Origin of the sequence: Fodinicurvata fenggangensis DSM 21160 (genome assembly GCF_000686045.1) — a bacterium.
In the GTDB taxonomy this organism is placed as follows: domain Bacteria; phylum Pseudomonadota; class Alphaproteobacteria; order Kiloniellales; family DSM-21159; genus Fodinicurvata; species Fodinicurvata fenggangensis.
In genome coordinates, this window is record NZ_JMLV01000005.1 from 145,324 (window position 1) to 162,615 (window position 17,292).

A 17,292-nucleotide genomic window follows, 5' to 3' on the forward strand; every position below is an offset into this window, starting at 1 on the left:
CCGGCAGGCCTTGGGGCAGGTGAGTCATCGAAAGAGAGCAAGCAAGCGGTCAATGAGTGCAATCGAACAAGAGGAAAAGGCACGGCTGGATGCCTGCCTGCAGAGCATAGACAACAACCTGCAAAGCATTGGCACGCGCCTGAATGCCTATGCCCAGGAAATCCAGACCAACAAGGATTATCTCTGGGAAGCCCGGCGTGACATGGACCATATCGAGAAGATCGCGGTGCGGGAGACCATCGACCAGAAGATGCGGTCGGGCGAGGTGCTTCAGGAACAGCAGCAGAAGTTGAAGAAACTGAAGAAGTCGCCCTATTTCGGGCGCTTCGACTTTGCACGCGATGACGCTTAGGGAACTTCCGGAGAAGCTGTCTATGTCGGTGTGCACGACTTCCGTGACGAGAAGACCGACAGGACGCTGGTGCATGACTGGCGCGCGCCCATTTCCTCGCTGTTCTATGACTATGAAGTCGGCCCGGCCCGCTATCAGGCGCCGTCCGGGGAGATTGCCGGGCAGCTAACGCGCAAGCGCCAGTTCCGAATTCGGCAAGGCAAGCTGGAATTCCTTCTGGAAACCGAAGTCAACATTGTGGACGAGGTCCTGCAGGAGGAACTGAGCCGCTCGTCCGACGAGGGCATGAAAAACATTGTTGCGACCATCCAGCGCGACCAGAACGCCATCATCCGCGATGCTGAGGCCCAGACGCTGATCATCCAGGGGGTGGCCGGCTCGGGCAAGACCTCCATCGCTCTGCACCGCATTGCCTTCCTGCTCTATCGCTTCAAGGACACGCTGAGTTCCGACGACATCCTGATCATATCGCCCAACCGCGTGTTCGCGGACTATATCGGTAACGTCCTGCCCGAGCTGGGGGAGGAACAGGTGGGCGAGATCGGCATGGAAACGCTGGCGGGCGAGCTGCTGGGGCACAAGTACCGTTTCCAGAGCTTTGCCGAACAGACAGCGCAGCTTCTGGACAAGAACGATACGGCCATGAAGGAAAGGATCGCGGCCAAGGCCACCACCGACTTCCTGAAGCAGATCGATGCCTATGCGGATCACCTGGAAGCAAACTCGTTCCTGGCCGAGATGTGGCGTGTGGGCCGCAAGCTGGTGCCGGACTGGTTCTTCGAGGAGACCTGGCGCAAGCATCGCGGCCTGCCCTTTACCGAGCGTGTTGCGGAGGTGGTCAAGGCGGCCGAGCACAACATCGGGCTCTATTACAATTACGAGCTTTTGACCCACGAGCGGCAGTCGCTGCGCGAGGCTGTCCGGGGCATGGCGCGCAAGATCACCCTGCGCGAGGCCTACAAGCAGATGTTCGCCTGGATGGAGCGGCCGGACCTCTTCAAGCCTGCGGGCGGCATGCTGGAGTATGCGGATGTCTTCCCGCTGATCTACCTGAAGATGCGGCTGGAGGGGGTGGACAATCCCCGCAAGGAGGTGAAGCACCTGCTGGTCGACGAGATGCAGGACTATACAACCGTACAATACGCCGTCCTCGGTAAGCTGTTCTCCTGTCGCAAGACCATCCTGGGTGACGCCAGCCAGTCGGTGAATCCCTACAGCGCTTCGAGTCCTGAGGATATCCAGCGCGTCCTGCGGGCCCCGGCGCCCGTAAAGCTGACCAAGAGCTATCGCTCCAGTTGGGAGATCATGTAGTTCGCCCTGTGTGTCTCGCCAAACGAGGAGTTGGAGCCCTTGGAGCGGCACGGAGAGGCACCGCAGGTCATTCCCTGCAAGCGCCCAAGCGATGCGAAGGCCAGGATTGTCGATGAGATCGAGGCTTTCCGTGTGTCCGATCACAACAGCCTGGCCATCATTGCCAAGACGCAGAAACAGGCCAACCGGCTGCATCGGCAATTGACGGAGACCGGCGTCGAAACACGCCTGCTGGATGCGAACAGCGAGGGCTATTCCGCCGGTATCATGGTCTGCACGGCGCACCTGGCCAAAGGCCTGGAGTTCGATCGTGTCATCGTCACGGATGCCTCGGCCGACACCTATCACACCGACCTGGAACGCAACCTGTTGTACGTTGCCTGCACACGCGCCATGCACCGTCTGACCGTCATAGCGCCGGGCGAACCGTCGCAATTCCTGCCGAAAACGATTGCGTGATTCGCAGGGAGCGTACCAGCGTTCAGGGGCACATGTTGTTTGAATGAGGAATCACATCACAATATGAATCGTATAGAATTTAATGATCATAATGTGATTTGATTGAATGATTTCGCTGACTCTGCCGAAACAACTTCGCACCCTCCGCCTAATAACAAAAAGAGAGGCGAGGGCAGATGCTGGATCGAAGTGGGTCCGTTGCGTTGGTGTCCGGGGCATCCCGGGGAATCGGCGCTTCCATTGCACGCAAGCTTGTAGAGGACGGATGGCGGGTCAGTCTTGGCGCCCGGCAACCCGAGACTCTTGGCAATACGCTAGAAGCTGGCAGCGGCGTCCTCCATGCGCGCTATGATGCCGAAGACGCAGGCGCAGACGCGGCATGGGTCCAGGAAACCCTGCATCGCTGGGGGCGTATCGATGCTCTGGTCAATAACGCTGGCGTCGTGCTGCCCTTTACTGTCGAGGACGATGACGAGACCAATCTCGATCGCACCCTCGAGATAAACGTCAAGGCGCCGCTTCGCCTGGCGCGCTTGTGCCTGCCGTACCTTCGCCAAGTCGATGCAGGGCGCATCATCAACATCTCTTCCCTCTCAGGGAAACGGGTCAAGAACGACAACGTCGCCTATGCAATGTCCAAGCATTCAGTCGTCGCCATGACGCATGCGCTGCGGAAGGCCGGTTGGGAGGACGGCGTTCGTGCGAGCGTGATCTGCCCCAGCTTCGTGAGCACCGACCTGACCGCCACGGTCACCAAGGTTGCGCAGGAGGAGATGACCTCTCCACACGACCTTGCCGAACTGGTGGGGACGGTGCTGCAACTTCCCAACCAGGCGAATGTCGCCGAATTGATCGTCAATTGCCGGTGCGAGGATATCTATTGATGCCGGGGCGCTTGCATCATCTCCAAAACCCACTGCCTGGCAAGACCGTGGAATTCCTGATCAATGGGCGGAAAGTAGCGGGTCGGGAGGGTGACAGCCTTTTGACGGCCATCCTGACGAATCACAAGGCGGTGCGGCAGTCGGAATTCGGGGATGGTCTTCGTGCAGGTTTCTGCTTCATGGGGGCCTGTCAGGATTGTTGGGTTGAGTTGAGTGACGGGAGCAAGGTTCGGGCCTGTACAACCCTGCTTGAAGAGGGAACCCATGTTTCCTTGCCGGAGCTGAAGCTTTGACCAGCGAGCGGGGAAAGGCATGGCAACCTGTCATCGTCGGAGCAGGGCCAGCCGGAGTGCGTGCAGCTGAAACCCTTGTGAAGGCAGGCCTCAGGCCCGTGGTTCTGGATGAAGGGTTCAAAGCGGGTGGGCAGATTTATCGCCAGCCGCCTGTGCCGGACGGACGCGAACCTGAGGACCTTTATGGCAGTGAAGCGGAGAAGGCGTGCGCATTGCACGAGACCTTTGAGAGGATACGTCCGAATATTGACTACCGCCCGCGGACCCTGGTCTGGAACGTGATCGGGGATTCAGTCGACTACTATGATGAGTCCGCTGATGTAGCCGGACGTTTACAGGCCAGCCACCTGATCCTGGCGACCGGGGCTACCGATCGCACGCTGCCACTGCCGGGTTGGACCCTGCCGGGAGTGTACAGCCTGGGCGGGGCGCAAATATCGCTCAAGGCCCACCACAGCCTGATCGGTCAGGAGGTGGTTTTCGTGGGAACAGGCCCCCTGCTTTATCTGGTGTCCCTGCAATATGCAAAAGCCGGGGCCGATGTGAAGGCAGTGGTGGAGACGGCATCCTGGTCCAACCAGCTTCGCCATGCATCCGGACTGGCTCATCTTCCGTCCGCAGCTGTACGTGGCGTCGGGTTCATGCTTTCCCTGCGACGTATGGGCGTACCCATCTACCGTGGGGCTCATGCCATACGATTTGAGGGTGAGTCCGACTGTGGTCTTACTGCTGTCTCGTTCGAATCTGGAGGTCGTAGCCATCGGCTGTCCTGTATCGCGGCCGCCATGGGATTTGGTGTGCGCTCTGAATGGCAACTTGCCGAATTGGCCGGTGCGCAACTCAGTTGGTCCGACATCCAGCAGCAATGGGTTCCCGATCTGACGGACCATGTTCGTGCGTCGGTCGACGGTTTGTATCTGGCCGGAGACGGTGCTGGGGTTTGCGGTGCCGATGCGGCCGAAGTGAGAGGGGAGTTGGCAGGATTTGCCCTCTTGCAGGACCTTGGTCACTCCGTAGATGCCAGTCGGCGACAGGTGCTTGAGAAATCCCTCAAGAAGCAGTGGCGCGCACGTGCTGCGCTCGACCGTATGTACCCTGTGCCGATGCATCTGCTCGATGAATTGGCGGACGACACGCTTGTTTGCCGATGCGAAGCGATTGCTGCAGGCGAGATACGCCACGTACTGGTCAGGCCCGGTGCCGAAGATGTCAATCGCGCCAAGGCCTTCTCGCGTGCGGGGATGGGGCGTTGCCAGGGGCGAATGTGTGCCTTGAATGTTCAGGCAATTGTTGAGCGTGCGAAGGAGCAGGGGCCGCAAGCCATAGGTTGGCAAAGAACTCAGCCTCCGATCAAACCCGTTCCGATGGCTGCAATGGCCGATGCCTATGTGCCGGATCCAGAGGGAACACGGGAATGATGGACCTGGATCGTACGCCCTTGCAGTCAGGATACGATGTCGCCGTCATTGGCGGTGGCACGGCAGGCTGCTCGACAGCGCTGTTCCTGGCGCGTGCGGGACTGTCCGTAGTTCTGTTCGAAAGGCACCAATGCGGCAGCCAGGCTTCGGGTGTGAACTATGGTGGCGTGCGCCAGCATGGGCGGCATCGTGCGGAGATACCACTGTCCATCAGGGCACGTACAATCTGGGATGAACTTCCCGACTTGATTGGTCACGACTGTGAGTTCGACGCGAGCGGCCATGTGAAGCTGGCCCGTACGCAGGATGACATGGGTGAGCTTGAAGCCTGGGCGCGCGTTGCAAGGGACTTTGGTCTCGAGGTTGACCTGGTGACCGGAAACCAGCTTCGGGATCGCTTTGACTACCTTGGATCATCGCTTGCCGGCGCTTCCATCATGCCCCAGGACGGGCAGGCCAATCCCAGATTGGTGGCCCCCCATTTTGCGCGTGCCGCAGAACGAGCCGGGGCAGACGTCCGTGAAGGGGTCGATGTGGCCGCTGCCGAGCGGGAGGGAACCAACTTCCGTATCGAGCTCGGCGATGGCCGGACGGCCTTTGCGGACGTCCTGGTCAATACAGCCGGAGCCTGGGGGTACGAGGTTGCGGCCAGCTTCGGCGAGAGTGTCGCGGAGGCGCCGCTATCCCCGAATATGCTCGTGACGGAGCCGTTGCCCTATCGCGTCAAGTGCAGCTTCGGGATGTGTGGTGGTGATATCTATGCGCGCCAGATACCCCGAGGGAATGTGATTTTTGGCGGTGGGACGCGCGCCATTACCGATTTCGAGAAGAATCGCACACGTCCCAGGACTTCATCCAGCCAGTTGGCAACACGGAACCTGATCCATGCCATGCCCTTCCTGGCGGAGGCCAGGATCATCCGCAGTTGGAGCGGCATAGACGGCCTGATGCCGGACAAGATCCCGGTCGTCGGTCCCAGCAGCACGACAGCCGGTCTTTTTCATGCCTTCGGTTTTTCCGGTCACGGGTTCCAGCTAGGACCCGCCATAGGCGCCGTACTCGGCGACCTGATTCTCGATGGACGTACGGATACATCCATCGAGGAGCTATCCATCACGCGTTTCACCCAGGACGGGGCAGGCGTGAGGACAACCTCAAATCAACTTAATCCTTCAGAACAGGGAGAGTGAAGAATGAAACTTTCTTCCAGATACATGAAGGCCGCATCCCTTGCGGCCATACTGGCGGCTGGTGTCGGCACCAGTCTGTCGGCCAATGCACAGGATGACGAGAAGGTCCTGCGGATCGGTATGGCAACTTCCGACGCAGGCCGTCTCGACCCACATGTCTCTACCGGCACGCCGGAGAAAGCGCTTTTTGGCTGGATGTTCAACGGCCTTGTTCGCATTCAGCCGGGAAAGGCCAATCCGGAGTTCATCGAACCTGACCTGGCTGAGAGCTGGGAAAGTTCCGAGGACGGACTGACATGGACCTTTAATCTGCGTGAAGGCGTCCAGTGTCATGGCGAGTACGGCGAGTTCACCGCTGAGGACGCGGTTTATTCTCTTCGTCGTGCCCAGGATCCGGATATATCTGCCTTTGCATCCGACCTCGATGCTTTCGAAAGTGTGGAAGCTGTCGATGACTACACGCTTCAGATTGATCTGAATGAGCCCGTTCCCAGCCTTCTGGGCATGCTTATCAATGTCCATGCCGGCAATATGGTTTGCAAGGATGCCGCAGAGGAAATGGGGGAAGACTTCGCACTGAACCCGATTGGCACCGGCCCTTTCATGTTCTCGGACTACGCCGAACAGGAATCGGTCACATTGGTTGCAAACCCGGACTATTTCCGTGGCAAGCCCAAGATCGATCGTATTGACTACCGCTTCATTCCTGAGACTTCTTCGCGGGATCTGGCCTATGAGTCCGGCGAACTGGATATGGCTTACGGCAGTTCCGATCAGAAGTGGTACAACAGGATGAACGAGTTGCCGGAGACCACTGTGGTCGCCATGGAGCCGGCAGAACTCTACACGATTCACCTCAATATGACCGAACCGCCTCTGGATGACCCCAAAGTGCGGCAAGCCGTCATGCATGCCATTCCGCGCGACCTGATGGTCGAATTCCGCGGTGAAGAGGTCGTGCGACCGGGTGTTTCGCCAGTGCCGCAGGGGTATCTCGGGCACATCAATCTGGATGACAAGTACAGCTACGACCCCGAGCTTGCGCGAGAGCTGCTTAAGGAAGCCGGACATCCGGATGGAATTGAGTTGACGGCTATCCAGACCTCCCTGGGTACGATGCAGGAAGCCATGGAAGTCATTCAGGGACAGCTGGCCGAAGCCGGGATCAATCTGGAACTCGATATTGTCGAGCACGCAACCTTCCACAGTCAGATTCGTGACGATCGCAGTCAGGTCGTCCTCTACGCTGCTGCCCGCTTTCCGATTGCCGATGTCTACCTGACACAGTTCTATCACTCGGACAGCATTGTCGGGCGTGAAGGGGCTGTTACCAACTTCTCCCATTGTGACGTTGCTGACGAACAGATCGAACAAGCTCGGGTTGAAACTGATCCAGATCGACAGATTGAGCTCTGGCAGGAAGCACAGGAACTGATTGCGGATGAAGTCTGCTCGGTTCCTGTCTACGAAGCCTTGCAGATGTGGGTCATCAACGACCGCGTGGATCTTGGATACGAAGATCTTGAGGGGTCCCTCAGTCTTGGTCCGGCCCTGACTGAAAACAGTCAGGTCAACTAAGCTCTAGGTATCCAGATTGACAGAACCCGGACACCTGCACTTACAGGCAGGTGTCCGGGCTGTTCTGGAGGATTCCAAACATGCTTCGCTACGTTACGATCAAGCTATCCTATGCAATGGTCACTTTGTTTGCAGTGATGTTGCTCGTGTTCATGCTTGCCAGGGTTATCCCCGGAGACCCGGCCCAGTTGATGTTGGGCGATCAGGCAAGCCAGAGCGCCATTGACTCATTGCGTGAGCGATTGGGCCTGGATCAGCCCCTCTATCTTCAGTTTCTGGATTTCCTGACGGGCTTGGCTCAAGGGGACTGGGGAACATCGCTTTATACGCGTGAACCTGTGCTGAACTCCATACTTGAGGTGTTGCCCTACACCCTTGAACTGACGGCGGCTTCCCTCTTGTTCGGCGCCGTTGTGGGGATTCCCTTTGGTATTTGGGCGGCACTTCACCGGAATCGATTCATAGACTATGCGACGCGCATCGGCTCCTTGCTGGGGTTGTCCTTTCCCGCCTTCGTATCGGGAATCATGCTTCTACTGGTATTCGGGATCTGGCTCGGTTGGTTCCCTGTGCTGAGCACGGCGCGTGGCGGCAGTTTCGAGGATCGCCTACTCAGTCTGGCACTTCCTACCGTGAACCTTGGTATCTTGATGGCTGCTTACATCGCACGCATGACGCGCTCGTCAATGCTTGCAGTCCTGGGCGAGGATTATGTCCAGACAGCCCGGGCAAAGGGGGTCGCACGGCATCTGATCATCAGACGCCATGCCTTGCGCAACGCCATAATACCGGTTGTCACGGTGATCGGCCTGTACGTGGGAATCCTGATTGGAAATTCCGTACTGACAGAGATCGTCTTCAATCGCCCGGGGATCGGCAAGTTGATCGTCGGTTCGATGAATCAGCGGGACTATCCGATGCTCCAGGGTTTGATGGTGCTCTATACCCTGCTCGTAATTCTGGTGAACCTGGCAACTGACTTGGTATACGGACTGCTTGATCCAAGGGTGAAATACCAATGACTTCAATGCCCTACAACCCGGCGACGAGCCGCACAGCACGCTTTCGACATGCCGCCAGTAATGCGCTTGGAGCTATCGTGGGGAATACCAATTCCTTGATTGGGATGAGTGTATTCCTTTTGATCGTGATTGCGGCCCTGCTGGCGCCGATCTTTGCAACTCATGACCCGGTACAGCAGAACATCCTTTTCCGCCTGCAGGGGCCATCGGCGGAGCACTGGATGGGAACAGATGCGGTCGGCCGTGACATTTATTCACGGATTCTCTACGGGGCGCGCATCTCGCTGATCATCGGCCTGGTTTCCGTTGGACTGGCCATGATTGTCGGAACCGCCATGGGCGTTCTGGCGGGATATTATGGTGGAAAGATCGATCAGCTCGTAACGCAGATAACCGATGTTCTGCTGGCCTTTCCCTCCCTGATTCTGGGTCTCATGATCGTTGCCATTCTGGGTCCGACCATGCCGAACCTGATTATTGCGATCGCCTTGACCACGGTTCCGCAGTTCGCGCGCGTTGCGCGGGCACCAACGCTTTCACTGCGTGAACGGGATTTCATCCAGGCAGGCCGCGCGCTTGGATACTCGGACCTGCGCATCATGTATCGCCATGTCTTGCCTAATATCTTTCCCGAAGTTCTGGTGATGGGGTCCTTGTGGCTGGCAACGGCCATTCGCGTCGAGGCCTCTCTTGCCTTCATCGGTCTGGGTGTTCGACCTCCCACCCCGACCTGGGGCGGCATGATCCGGGATGGATTCAAGAACATTCTGGATTCCCCTTGGCTCGCAATATTCCCCAGTTTGGCAATCCTGATCCTCGTGTTTGCCTTGAACATGCTGGGAGATGGATTGCGTGACACCGTGGATCCGCGGCTGAAGGGCGAAAAATGATGCCAGAGAATGCTGTGCAGAGCGCAAAGGATACGATCCTGAAAGTCGAGGATCTTCGAATCGAGTTCCGCATTGGCAGGAAGTGGTATGCGGCAACCCGAAACGTCGATTTCGAACTCAAGGCCGACGAAACACTGGCCCTCGTGGGGGAATCCGGCTGCGGAAAGTCAATCACCTGCCGTGCCATTCTGGGGCTGGTGGACGAGCCAGGCTCTCGTACGCGTGGTTCAATCAACTTCAAGGGCCAGGAACTGGTCGGTTTGCCGGACAGGAAGTTCCAGCACATCCGTGGTAAGGATCTGGCCATGATCTTTCAGGAACCGATGACCGCACTGAACCCGGTCATGCGTGTCGGGGAGCAGATCTCGGAGGCCATAACCAGCCACATGCAGGTCTCCGGGGCAGAGGCCAGGCGCAGAACGCTGGAGCTGATGGAGTCCGTCAGGATCCCGGCTCCAGAGCAAAGGTATCGTGATTATCCCCACCAGTTCAGCGGTGGAATGCGCCAACGGGTGGTGATCGCGATGGCTTTGGCGTGCCAGCCAAGCGTTCTTCTGGCCGATGAGCCGACGACGGCCCTGGACGTAACGATCCAGGCACAGGTCCTTTCCGAGTTGCGCGAACTTCGCGAGCGCAATCAGATGTCCGTTATCTTCATTACGCACAGCATGGGCGTTGTCGCGGCTGTCGCGGACCGTGTGGCGGTCATGTATGCCGGGGAAGTGGTCGAGGTTGCGGAGGTGGAGACTGTCTTCAAGGAACCCCGCCATCCCTATACACAGGCCTTGCTTGCCAGCATCCCCTCCGTGGAAAGCGACAAGGAGGACTTGCAGGTCATACCGGGGCAGGTGCCCTCCATTGTAGATTTTCCCGAGGCATGCCGATTTGCAGAGCGATGTCCTCACGTAATGCCTCGCTGCCGTCAGGAAGCGCCGCCCCGTTTCCAGGTTGGGTCCACTGAGGTGCGCTGCTGGCTCTACGAATCTGAAAACGGGGAGACGGGGCAATGAGCGATGACGCAATCCTGAAGGTTACCCAACTGCGCAAGACGTTTGACAGTCGAAGCGGTTTCCTGGGCCGCAAGGCCAAGGTTCATGCTCTTGACGGCATCTCTTTCGAAGTCAAGGCCGGTGAAGCCTATGGCCTGGTCGGCGAGTCCGGCTGCGGGAAGTCCACGGCCGGTCGTGCGCTCCTGCGACTGATCGAGCCCGATTCCGGAGAGGTGGAGTTCAAGGGCCAATCTGTCACCTCCGCTTCCAAGCGACACTTGCGTGAATTGAGACGGCATATACAGATCATCTTCCAGGATCCCTATGCGTCCTTGAATCCGAAACAGCTGGTTGGGGACCTGTTGGCAGAGCCGCTGAAGGTCCACAAGATCGTCACCGATGCCGAGATACCCGAGCGCGTTGCAAGCCTGCTGACGAGCGTGGGCTTGCCTGCTGAAGCGGCGACAAAGTACCCGCATGAATTCAGTGGTGGCCAGAGGCAGCGTATCGGTATCGCCCGGGCCCTGGCTCTGGAATCCGAGTTCATTGTCGCGGACGAGGCGGTTTCGGCACTGGATGTCTCCATTCAGGCGCAGATTCTGCTGCTGCTTCAGAAGCTCCAGGCCGAACGAAATCTCAGTTTCCTTTTCATTACCCATGACCTGGGCGTCCTGCGCTATTTCTGCCAACGCGGCAGCGTCATGTATCTGGGGCGTCTGGTGGAGAGCGGTCCGACCCGTGACATGCTGGATCGGCCCCTGCATCCCTATACACGGATGCTGAGAGAGGCCTCACCTTCGCCGGATCCGAAAACTGCGCGTGCCACGGTCAAAGTGGCCGGAGAGGTGCCATCTCCGCTCGATCCCCCCCAGGGATGTCATTTCCACCCACGTTGCCCGAAGGCAATGCCGCATTGCCGTGAAGTTTATCCCGAAATGCGCGAAGTGGAACCCGGCCGGCACGTGGCCTGCCACCTGCATGATCCTTCAGTGATGGGTGAACAGGTGGAGGGTGTCTGAGGCATGGCTGCAGATGACTTGGGACACATTCCCTGGGAGCAGGAAGATTGCATATGGTGGCGCTCCGCACCCAAAGGACCGGAACTCCAGTCCCTGCAAGAAACAGTTACTTGTGAAGTTGCCATTGTTGGCGGTGGTTATACCGGACTGAGTACGGCGATCGACCTGGCGCGCACAGGTGTTGAGTGTGTCGTGCTGGAAGCCAGGCATATCGGTTTCGGAGCTTCAGGCCGCAATGCCGGGCATTGTACACCAACATTTCACCTCACCTCTCCCGATAAACTCAGAAAGCGATTGGGAAAGGCAAAGGCGGATCAGTTGACGCACCTGCAGGTGTCCGGGGCGGAACAGGTCTTCTCGTTAATTGAGCGTTACCAGATATCCTGTGAAGCAAAGCGCAACGGCTATCTGCGCATCGCTCATGGCCCCCACCGGCTTTCGGAGCTATCGGAGAAAAAGGAACTCTACGAGTCCTTGGGCCTGGAAGGCGAGATTCTCGACGCGGCTGCAGCACGGGAACTGTCGGGATCGCCACGGGCCCATGGCGGCTGGCTTCTGAAAGGTGCAGGACACCTGAACCCCACTGCCTATGCACGTGGGTTGGCGCGTGCGGCCCTTCAGGAAGGTGCGCAACTCTTTCAGGACTCGCCGGTTACAAATCTTGCGCGCCAGGCCGAAGGTTGGAAACTGCAGACACCGCATGGGGGTGTCGTTGCACGAAAAGTCCTTCTGGCAACGGGAGCCTATGCCGTAGGGCCTGCCAAAGAGTTGTTGCAGGGCGCAACCTATCCCGTCCCGATCATGGGCTTTGCGAGCGCCCCGCTGCCCGCGGAAACGCGGCACACCGTTCTTCCGGGGGATCAGACTCTCGTTGATACGCACAAGGATCCTATCCTCTACAAGTGGACAGACGATAACAGGCTGGTCACGACAGCCTATCCAAAGGGACGTATCGGTCGCGACCCAGAGGTGACAGCAAGGTGGCTCGAGGACCGTACCAGCTGGATGTTCCCACAGATTGAGTCAATCCGGTTCCAGCATCCCTGGTCGGGCCGGCTGGATGCCCAGCCTTTGACTTTGCCGCAGGTCCATTGGCTGGACGAGAACTTATGGGCCTGTATCGGGTTTTCAGGGCGAGGGGTTCCCACTGCAAGTGCTGCAGGGGTGGAGTTGGGGCGTCTTTTGACCGGGACGACAGCGGATGACATTGCCCTGCCAGTGCGCAAGGGGGTGAACCGCTCTGCCGGGCGGCTTGCGTTCCTGCACGCCGCCTTCATGACCTGGAACCGGACAAAAGACTGGCTTGCGGATCGCCTGCACGGAGGCGAGACTTTCGAGTGATTTTTCCGGTCCGGTAACTGTAGGGGCAAATCAGGTGTCTGTTCAGGTAATAGAGCGTGCCGTTGCAGTGCTTGATGCTGTGGCGTCTGCCGAGGGAGCTCCCTGTCGCCTGCGCGAGATTGTCGCGCGGACCGGCCTGAACAGGGCGACGGCCTATCGCATCGTACGGACCCTCGTAGATCAGGGGCTGCTGGCCATGGGTGAGGACAAGCGGAGCTATTATCTGGGGCTTACCTTTCTAACCTGGGGCGCGACAGCTAGCAATAGATCCCACCTGAGGGAACTGGCCAGGCCGAGCCTGCTTCGGCTTGCTGGGCAGTTTGGAGACAGCTTCTTTCTCTTCGTGCCGGATGGATACGACGTGGTCTGTCTCGATATCTGCGATGGCGATTATCCGGTGCGCAGCTATACCAGAGGTATTGGAGGGAGGGTGCCTCTTGGCCTTGGCCAAGCCTCTATTGCCATCCTGGCGCGCATGACGAAGGCAGAACAGGACGAGATCATCTCACATAATCTTCCCATCCTGGAACGGGAATACGGGATAGACCGAGAACGATTGCTGAACGAGTTGCTGCAGGTTTGTGATAGCGGATTTGCGCGCGGAACTGGCAGTCGTGTGCTTCCGGAGTACACAGGCTTGGGGGTCGCTGTGCGTGATCGCAACGATCATCCTGTGGCCGCCATCAGCTGTTGCGTCCTGACCAGTCGCCTGTCGGAAAGCAAGCGTGACTTGATGAAATCAAAACTGGCGGAAGAGGCCATGGTTATCATGCGCGGAGTCAACCCGCTTGATCCCATGGTCGGCCGCGCTTCGGTCAACTTTGTAAGTAACGCTCTGAACTGAGCAACTTGCTGATTGCGTTCATTTGCCTTGTCAGACTGGACCTTAATGCGTCCAGCTTTTGCCCTTAGCACTGCGCAGGGAACAATCAAGGAGTTGGGCGTTTAAGGTTGCTTTCCTTAGCGCTCTGACCGGGAGCATTTGCATAACACGATTGCCTCAGGCCGAAGTTTCTGATGTCTGTCTTCCATGGACGTCAGATCAGGTGCTGTTCTCGTGAAGTCTCCACGAACTCACGGCTGTCTGGTGCATCCGTTTCGATCCCCCACTCGGTTGTGGTGGGAGTCTTCTCCTGCAGAAGTGCCGCCATCTCGGTGATGGTGGGGGCCTCGAAGACGTCGCGCATGGAGAGGTCGATGCTGAAGGCCGTGCGGACTTGCGAGACCAGCTGCATGGCGAGCAGCGAGTGCCCGCCCAGTGCGAAGAAGCTTTCGTGGACGCTGCGCACCGGGCGCTCCAGGATCTCTGCCCAGATGGTGCACAGGCGTTCTTCCTCAGGGGTGGAGGGCGCGGCATCCGTATCTGTCGCCTCTCCCAGTTTTGGTTGGTGCTCGGCGAGCGCCATACGGTCGATCTTGCCCGAAGAAAGACGTGGCAGTTCTGCGTGTTGCACGAAGGATGTCGGCACCATATGGCCGGGCAGGCGGTTTGCGAGCGCTGTTCGCAGCATCTGGTCCGAGGCTTCTTCCTGTCCATGTCTGGTTACCACATGCAATACGAGATAGGCGCCGCTGGTGTCCCGGGTCAGAGTTGCGGCACAGTCTGATACCTCCGGAAGGTCCCGGGCTGCGGCCTCGACCTCGCCCAGTTCCACGCGAAAACCATTCACTTGCACCTGGTCGTCCAGACGGCCGAGGAACTCCAGGTTCCCGTCAGGCAGCCAGCGGCAGAGATCACCGGTACGGTAGAGCCGCGCCCCGGCTTTTACGGAAAAGGGGTCAGGGACAAAGCGCCCGGCCGACAACTCTGGCCGACCGAGATAGCCATCAGCCAGGAACGGCCCGCCGATATGAAGTTCGCCCTCGGCGCCATGCGGTTGCGGGCGCCCATGCCTGTCGAGGATATGAAGCTGCCGGCCAGGTGTCGGCCGTCCTATGGGCAGAGTGCGCCGGGCACCGGCTGTCGATTCATGGCCCTTTGACGGCCCGGTTGCCTCGAAGATTGTCGTTGTGATGACCGCCTCGGTTGGGCCGTAGGCGTTCAGAAGCCGCACGCCTGCTGCCTCGGCCGCCGGAACCACGGTGTTGTCCAGGATATCGCCGCCGGAGATCAGGAGGCGCAACGCACTGCCGGCAAGCGGTGGCAGGTCTGACCATGCCGCGACCCACTGCGCAAGATAGGCAGGCGGCAGGTTGGCGACCGAAATGCCTTCTGCCAGCACCTTGTCGTGCAGTTCCTCCGGCGTCCAGAGGGTATCGTCGCGTACAACCACCCCGGCGCCGCAGATGAACGCCCCCATCATCGTTTCCAGGGAGGCGTCGAAGGCCAAGGATGAGAAGGCGAGCACGACATCCTCCGGGGACATCTCATAGAGGTCGCACATACCCAGTATGTGACCCGCAATGGCCGAATGGCTGACCTGCACGCCTTTCGGCGTGCCTGTCGACCCCGAAGTGTAGATGACATAGGCGGGACCCTCGGGATCGGGCCCGATCGGACGTGAACTCGCGGAAGGCTTTGCCTCGATTTCATCCAGTGCGACTGTTGGAAGGTCGAGGGCGGCCTTCAGCCGTGGCGCCAGGTCGCTATCCGTCAGGACCGCGTAGGCGCCGCAATCCGCAGCCATGAAGGCAAGTCGAGCGTCGGGATAATCGGGCTCTGCCGGAACATAGACTCCGCCCGCGCGCCAGATGCCGAGAATCCCGGCAATTGCCGCCGGTGTGCGGTGTGCAGCGTGCAGCACGGGATGTCCGGGCTGGACACCTGCATTGGCAAGTGCGGCGGCGATGCGCTCTGCCCGGCATAACAGTTCGCCATAGCGCCAACGCTCGGCGCCCTGGACGAGCGCGATGGCATCCGGTGTTTCCTCTGCCTGTTGGGCAATCAGATCGAACAGAGTCCGGCCGCCGGCTGTGGGAGCGTCCGCGCCCGTTCCGTGACGTGCCAGCAGTTTGCGCTCCTCCGGCGGACGGATATCCAGATCGCCGATGGGAAGCTGGGGCGTTTCCAGCATGGCCGTCAGGACATGAACGAGCCGTGCTTGCAGGGCGCGCACCTCGTCTCTGTCAAGGAAGGCCAGATTGTGCATGAAGGCCAGACGAACGTCGCCCGTGGTCTGGAAATCACGGACCTGAAGGGTCAGCGGCATCTGCTCGCAGCCGTTGTCCAGCGGAACGACATGGACTGTCTCGCCATCAAGATTAAGCGTGTAGTCCAGGTTGGTGTAGGACAGCGTGATGTCGAACAGCTTGCCGTCGGGCCGTTCTGCTGCGTCGCTGAGGCGGTATATCTCGTCGGCTGGCAGGCGGCGGTGGCGATAGATCCGGCGCAGGGCCCGGCTTGTGTGGGCAAGCAAATCGTCAAGGCTGGCGGCCGGATCGACGGCAATCTCGACAGGCGCTGTGCTGGCAAAGAGACCGACCGTTTGCTTGGCGACCTGCCCACGTCGGTTGGCAAGCGGCACACCGAAGGTGACCGTCTCGCGGTCCTCGGTACGGGCATAGATGCAGGCAAAAGCGCCAAGCAGCAGGTGCTGAAACGACAGGCTGCGCGCCGCAGCATGTGCTTGCAGCCGGTCGTAGAAGGCACGCGAGAGCATCAGGTCGAGGACATCGCTCGGCGGCATCTTTCCCGGATAGGTCGCAGCATGCCGGCGCGGCAGCAGCGGTTCCTGGACTTGGCCTATCTCTTCACGCCAGAATTCGCGATCGGCCTCGTAGGCCTTGGATGCGAGGTATTCGGTATCGTCTGCAACAGCCTGGCTGTAACTGAAAGGCGGCGCCATCGGTTCGTCGTTATAGGCAGCCGCGATTTCCTGCACCAGCAGAGCACTGCCATAGCCGTCGATTGCGATGTGATGCACAGCGAAGGACCAGAAGGTCTGGGTGTCGCCGTGGCACAGCTCGAAACGGTAGAGCGGTCCGCCGTCGAGCGGGATCGGCACAGGGAAGGCCCGCTTAAGATAGGCTAGGGCTGCTGCGTCACCTGCCTCTCGGAAATCATGTACGGTGAGAACCGGTGCCGAAGGCGGTTCCGCGATCTCCTGCCAGGGCCCGGTCTCGTCCTGGCGGATGACGACGCGCAGTCCATCGTTGCGCGCCAGGACCTGGCGGATCGCCTTGTCGAGTCGCTCCGGGCAGACGGACCGGCAGTCGTAGTATCCCCCCACGACGTAACAGGGTGCGTCTGCGTGCAGAATCTGGTCGAAAAAGATCGATCTTTGCTGTGTCGTCAGCTCCAGACCGTAGGTCCCCGTCGACATCATTCTCCATGTCCTCTGCAGGTCGGGTTATGAAATGACTTCTGATCGTCCGCACATGGCGACCAGCCTTGACCTGATCGTGTTAACAAAGGGTTCATCGCTTTTGCAACGGCCGGTGGAGAGGTGAAAAGTCCTGAAACGATGTTTCGCGAATAGAGTGGCTTCTGATTGTCACTTTCAGAAATGGATGCATCCTTCTCTCGGCCGTGAGAAACGCTCTGGATGGTTTGCCAAGCTGTCAATGACAGGCATACTAGTGGTGTGAGCGGCAGCTCGATTCCAAC

The 17,292-nt window shown here is 59.1% G+C and carries 15 protein-coding genes and 1 pseudogene; 15 read left to right on the forward strand and 1 reads right to left on the reverse strand.

Annotated elements, in window-relative coordinates; all coding sequences use genetic code 11:
* Positions 1-52 precede the first annotated feature (52 nt).
* The 15 genes and pseudogenes from BP38_RS22955 (at position 53) to BP38_RS0109560 (ending at position 13,590) form a co-directional block, all read left to right on the forward strand.
* A complete protein-coding gene (locus BP38_RS22955; protein WP_211250285.1) occupies positions 53-352 on the forward strand; it encodes a hypothetical protein in 300 nt (99 codons plus the stop codon).
* A 24-nt stretch (positions 353-376) separates the two neighbouring features.
* A pseudogene (locus BP38_RS23425) lies at positions 377-565 on the forward strand (hypothetical protein); the annotation flags it as partial.
* Between the two features lie 72 nt (positions 566-637).
* Entirely contained in the window at positions 638-1,663 is a 1,026-nt protein-coding gene (locus BP38_RS22960; protein ID WP_496196050.1) for a UvrD-helicase domain-containing protein, read from the forward strand.
* A gap of 39 nt (positions 1,664-1,702) precedes the next feature.
* On the forward strand, positions 1,703-2,122 hold the full coding sequence (locus BP38_RS23100) for a 3'-5' exonuclease (RefSeq protein ID WP_245602376.1): 420 nt from the start codon (positions 1,703-1,705) through the stop codon (positions 2,120-2,122).
* A gap of 176 nt (positions 2,123-2,298) precedes the next feature.
* The gene (locus tag BP38_RS0109510; protein WP_026987540.1) at positions 2,299-3,006 is read left to right on the forward strand and encodes an SDR family NAD(P)-dependent oxidoreductase; all 708 of its coding nucleotides are present in this window, start codon (positions 2,299-2,301) and stop codon (positions 3,004-3,006) included.
* Positions 3,006-3,299, forward strand: a complete 294-nt coding sequence (locus tag BP38_RS0109515) for a (2Fe-2S)-binding protein (protein ID WP_035724487.1) — start codon at positions 3,006-3,008, stop codon at positions 3,297-3,299. Before BP38_RS0109510 ends, BP38_RS0109515 begins: the two co-directional genes overlap by 1 nt.
* Entirely contained in the window at positions 3,296-4,717 is a 1,422-nt protein-coding gene (locus BP38_RS19945) for an FAD/NAD(P)-dependent oxidoreductase (RefSeq protein ID WP_035724490.1), read from the forward strand. The genes BP38_RS0109515 and BP38_RS19945 overlap by 4 nt, the downstream gene beginning before the upstream one ends.
* Positions 4,714-5,907, forward strand: a complete 1,194-nt coding sequence (locus BP38_RS19950) for an NAD(P)/FAD-dependent oxidoreductase (protein WP_245602377.1) — start codon at positions 4,714-4,716, stop codon at positions 5,905-5,907. Before BP38_RS19945 ends, BP38_RS19950 begins: the two co-directional genes overlap by 4 nt.
* Positions 5,908-5,910: 3 nt before the next feature.
* Positions 5,911-7,485 carry an ABC transporter substrate-binding protein gene (locus BP38_RS0109530; RefSeq protein WP_026987542.1) on the forward strand — a complete coding sequence of 525 codons (1,575 nt, stop codon included), beginning with the start codon at positions 5,911-5,913 and terminating at the stop codon, positions 7,483-7,485.
* Positions 7,486-7,565: 80 nt separating this feature from the next.
* Positions 7,566-8,507: an ABC transporter permease gene (locus BP38_RS0109535; RefSeq protein ID WP_026987543.1), complete on the forward strand. Its 942-nt coding sequence runs from the start codon at positions 7,566-7,568 to the stop codon at positions 8,505-8,507.
* Positions 8,504-9,397 (forward strand): ABC transporter permease, encoded by an 894-nt coding sequence (locus tag BP38_RS19955; protein WP_035724495.1) that lies wholly within the window; start codon positions 8,504-8,506, stop codon positions 9,395-9,397. Before BP38_RS0109535 ends, BP38_RS19955 begins: the two co-directional genes overlap by 4 nt.
* Positions 9,394-10,407, forward strand: a complete 1,014-nt coding sequence (locus tag BP38_RS0109545) for an ABC transporter ATP-binding protein (RefSeq protein WP_051609180.1) — start codon at positions 9,394-9,396, stop codon at positions 10,405-10,407. Before BP38_RS19955 ends, BP38_RS0109545 begins: the two co-directional genes overlap by 4 nt.
* A complete protein-coding gene (locus tag BP38_RS0109550; RefSeq protein WP_026987545.1) occupies positions 10,404-11,405 on the forward strand; it encodes an ABC transporter ATP-binding protein in 1,002 nt (333 codons plus the stop codon). Before BP38_RS0109545 ends, BP38_RS0109550 begins: the two co-directional genes overlap by 4 nt.
* Before the next feature lie 3 nt (positions 11,406-11,408).
* Positions 11,409-12,746, forward strand: a complete 1,338-nt coding sequence (locus BP38_RS0109555; RefSeq protein WP_081816572.1) for an NAD(P)/FAD-dependent oxidoreductase — start codon at positions 11,409-11,411, stop codon at positions 12,744-12,746.
* 34 nt (positions 12,747-12,780) lie between these two features.
* Positions 12,781-13,590, forward strand: coding sequence for an IclR family transcriptional regulator (locus BP38_RS0109560; RefSeq protein WP_026987547.1), 810 nt, complete (start codon positions 12,781-12,783; stop codon positions 13,588-13,590).
* A 193-nt stretch (positions 13,591-13,783) separates the two neighbouring features.
* Here BP38_RS0109560 and BP38_RS0109565 read toward each other — a convergent pair whose 3' ends face one another.
* Positions 13,784-17,011, reverse strand: a complete 3,228-nt coding sequence (locus tag BP38_RS0109565; protein ID WP_035724498.1) for a non-ribosomal peptide synthetase — start codon at positions 17,009-17,011, stop codon at positions 13,784-13,786.
* Positions 17,012-17,292: the final 281 nt, after the last annotated feature.

Bases quoted from the DNA above. Each gene is read 5' to 3' on its own strand.
- BP38_RS0109535 (WP_026987543.1), top strand. From the start codon at position 7,566: ATGCTTCGCTACGTTACGATCAAGCTATCCTATGCAATGGTCACTTTG.
- BP38_RS0109515 (WP_035724487.1), top strand. From the start codon at position 3,006: ATGCCGGGGCGCTTGCATCATCTCCAAAACCCACTGCCTGGCAAGACC.
- BP38_RS0109530 (WP_026987542.1), top strand. From the start codon at position 5,911: ATGAAACTTTCTTCCAGATACATGAAGGCCGCATCCCTTGCGGCCATA.
- BP38_RS0109550 (WP_026987545.1), top strand. From the start codon at position 10,404: ATGAGCGATGACGCAATCCTGAAGGTTACCCAACTGCGCAAGACGTTT.
- BP38_RS19950 (WP_245602377.1), top strand. From the start codon at position 4,714: ATGATGGACCTGGATCGTACGCCCTTGCAGTCAGGATACGATGTCGCC.
- BP38_RS0109545 (WP_051609180.1), top strand. From the start codon at position 9,394: ATGATGCCAGAGAATGCTGTGCAGAGCGCAAAGGATACGATCCTGAAA.
- BP38_RS0109555 (WP_081816572.1), top strand. From the start codon at position 11,409: ATGGCTGCAGATGACTTGGGACACATTCCCTGGGAGCAGGAAGATTGC.
- BP38_RS22955 (WP_211250285.1), top strand. From the start codon at position 53: ATGAGTGCAATCGAACAAGAGGAAAAGGCACGGCTGGATGCCTGCCTG.
- BP38_RS0109510 (WP_026987540.1), top strand. From the start codon at position 2,299: ATGCTGGATCGAAGTGGGTCCGTTGCGTTGGTGTCCGGGGCATCCCGG.
- BP38_RS22960 (WP_496196050.1), top strand. From the start codon at position 638: ATGAAAAACATTGTTGCGACCATCCAGCGCGACCAGAACGCCATCATC.
- BP38_RS19955 (WP_035724495.1), top strand. From the start codon at position 8,504: ATGACTTCAATGCCCTACAACCCGGCGACGAGCCGCACAGCACGCTTT.
- BP38_RS0109565 (WP_035724498.1), bottom strand. From the start codon at position 17,011: ATGATGTCGACGGGGACCTACGGTCTGGAGCTGACGACACAGCAAAGA.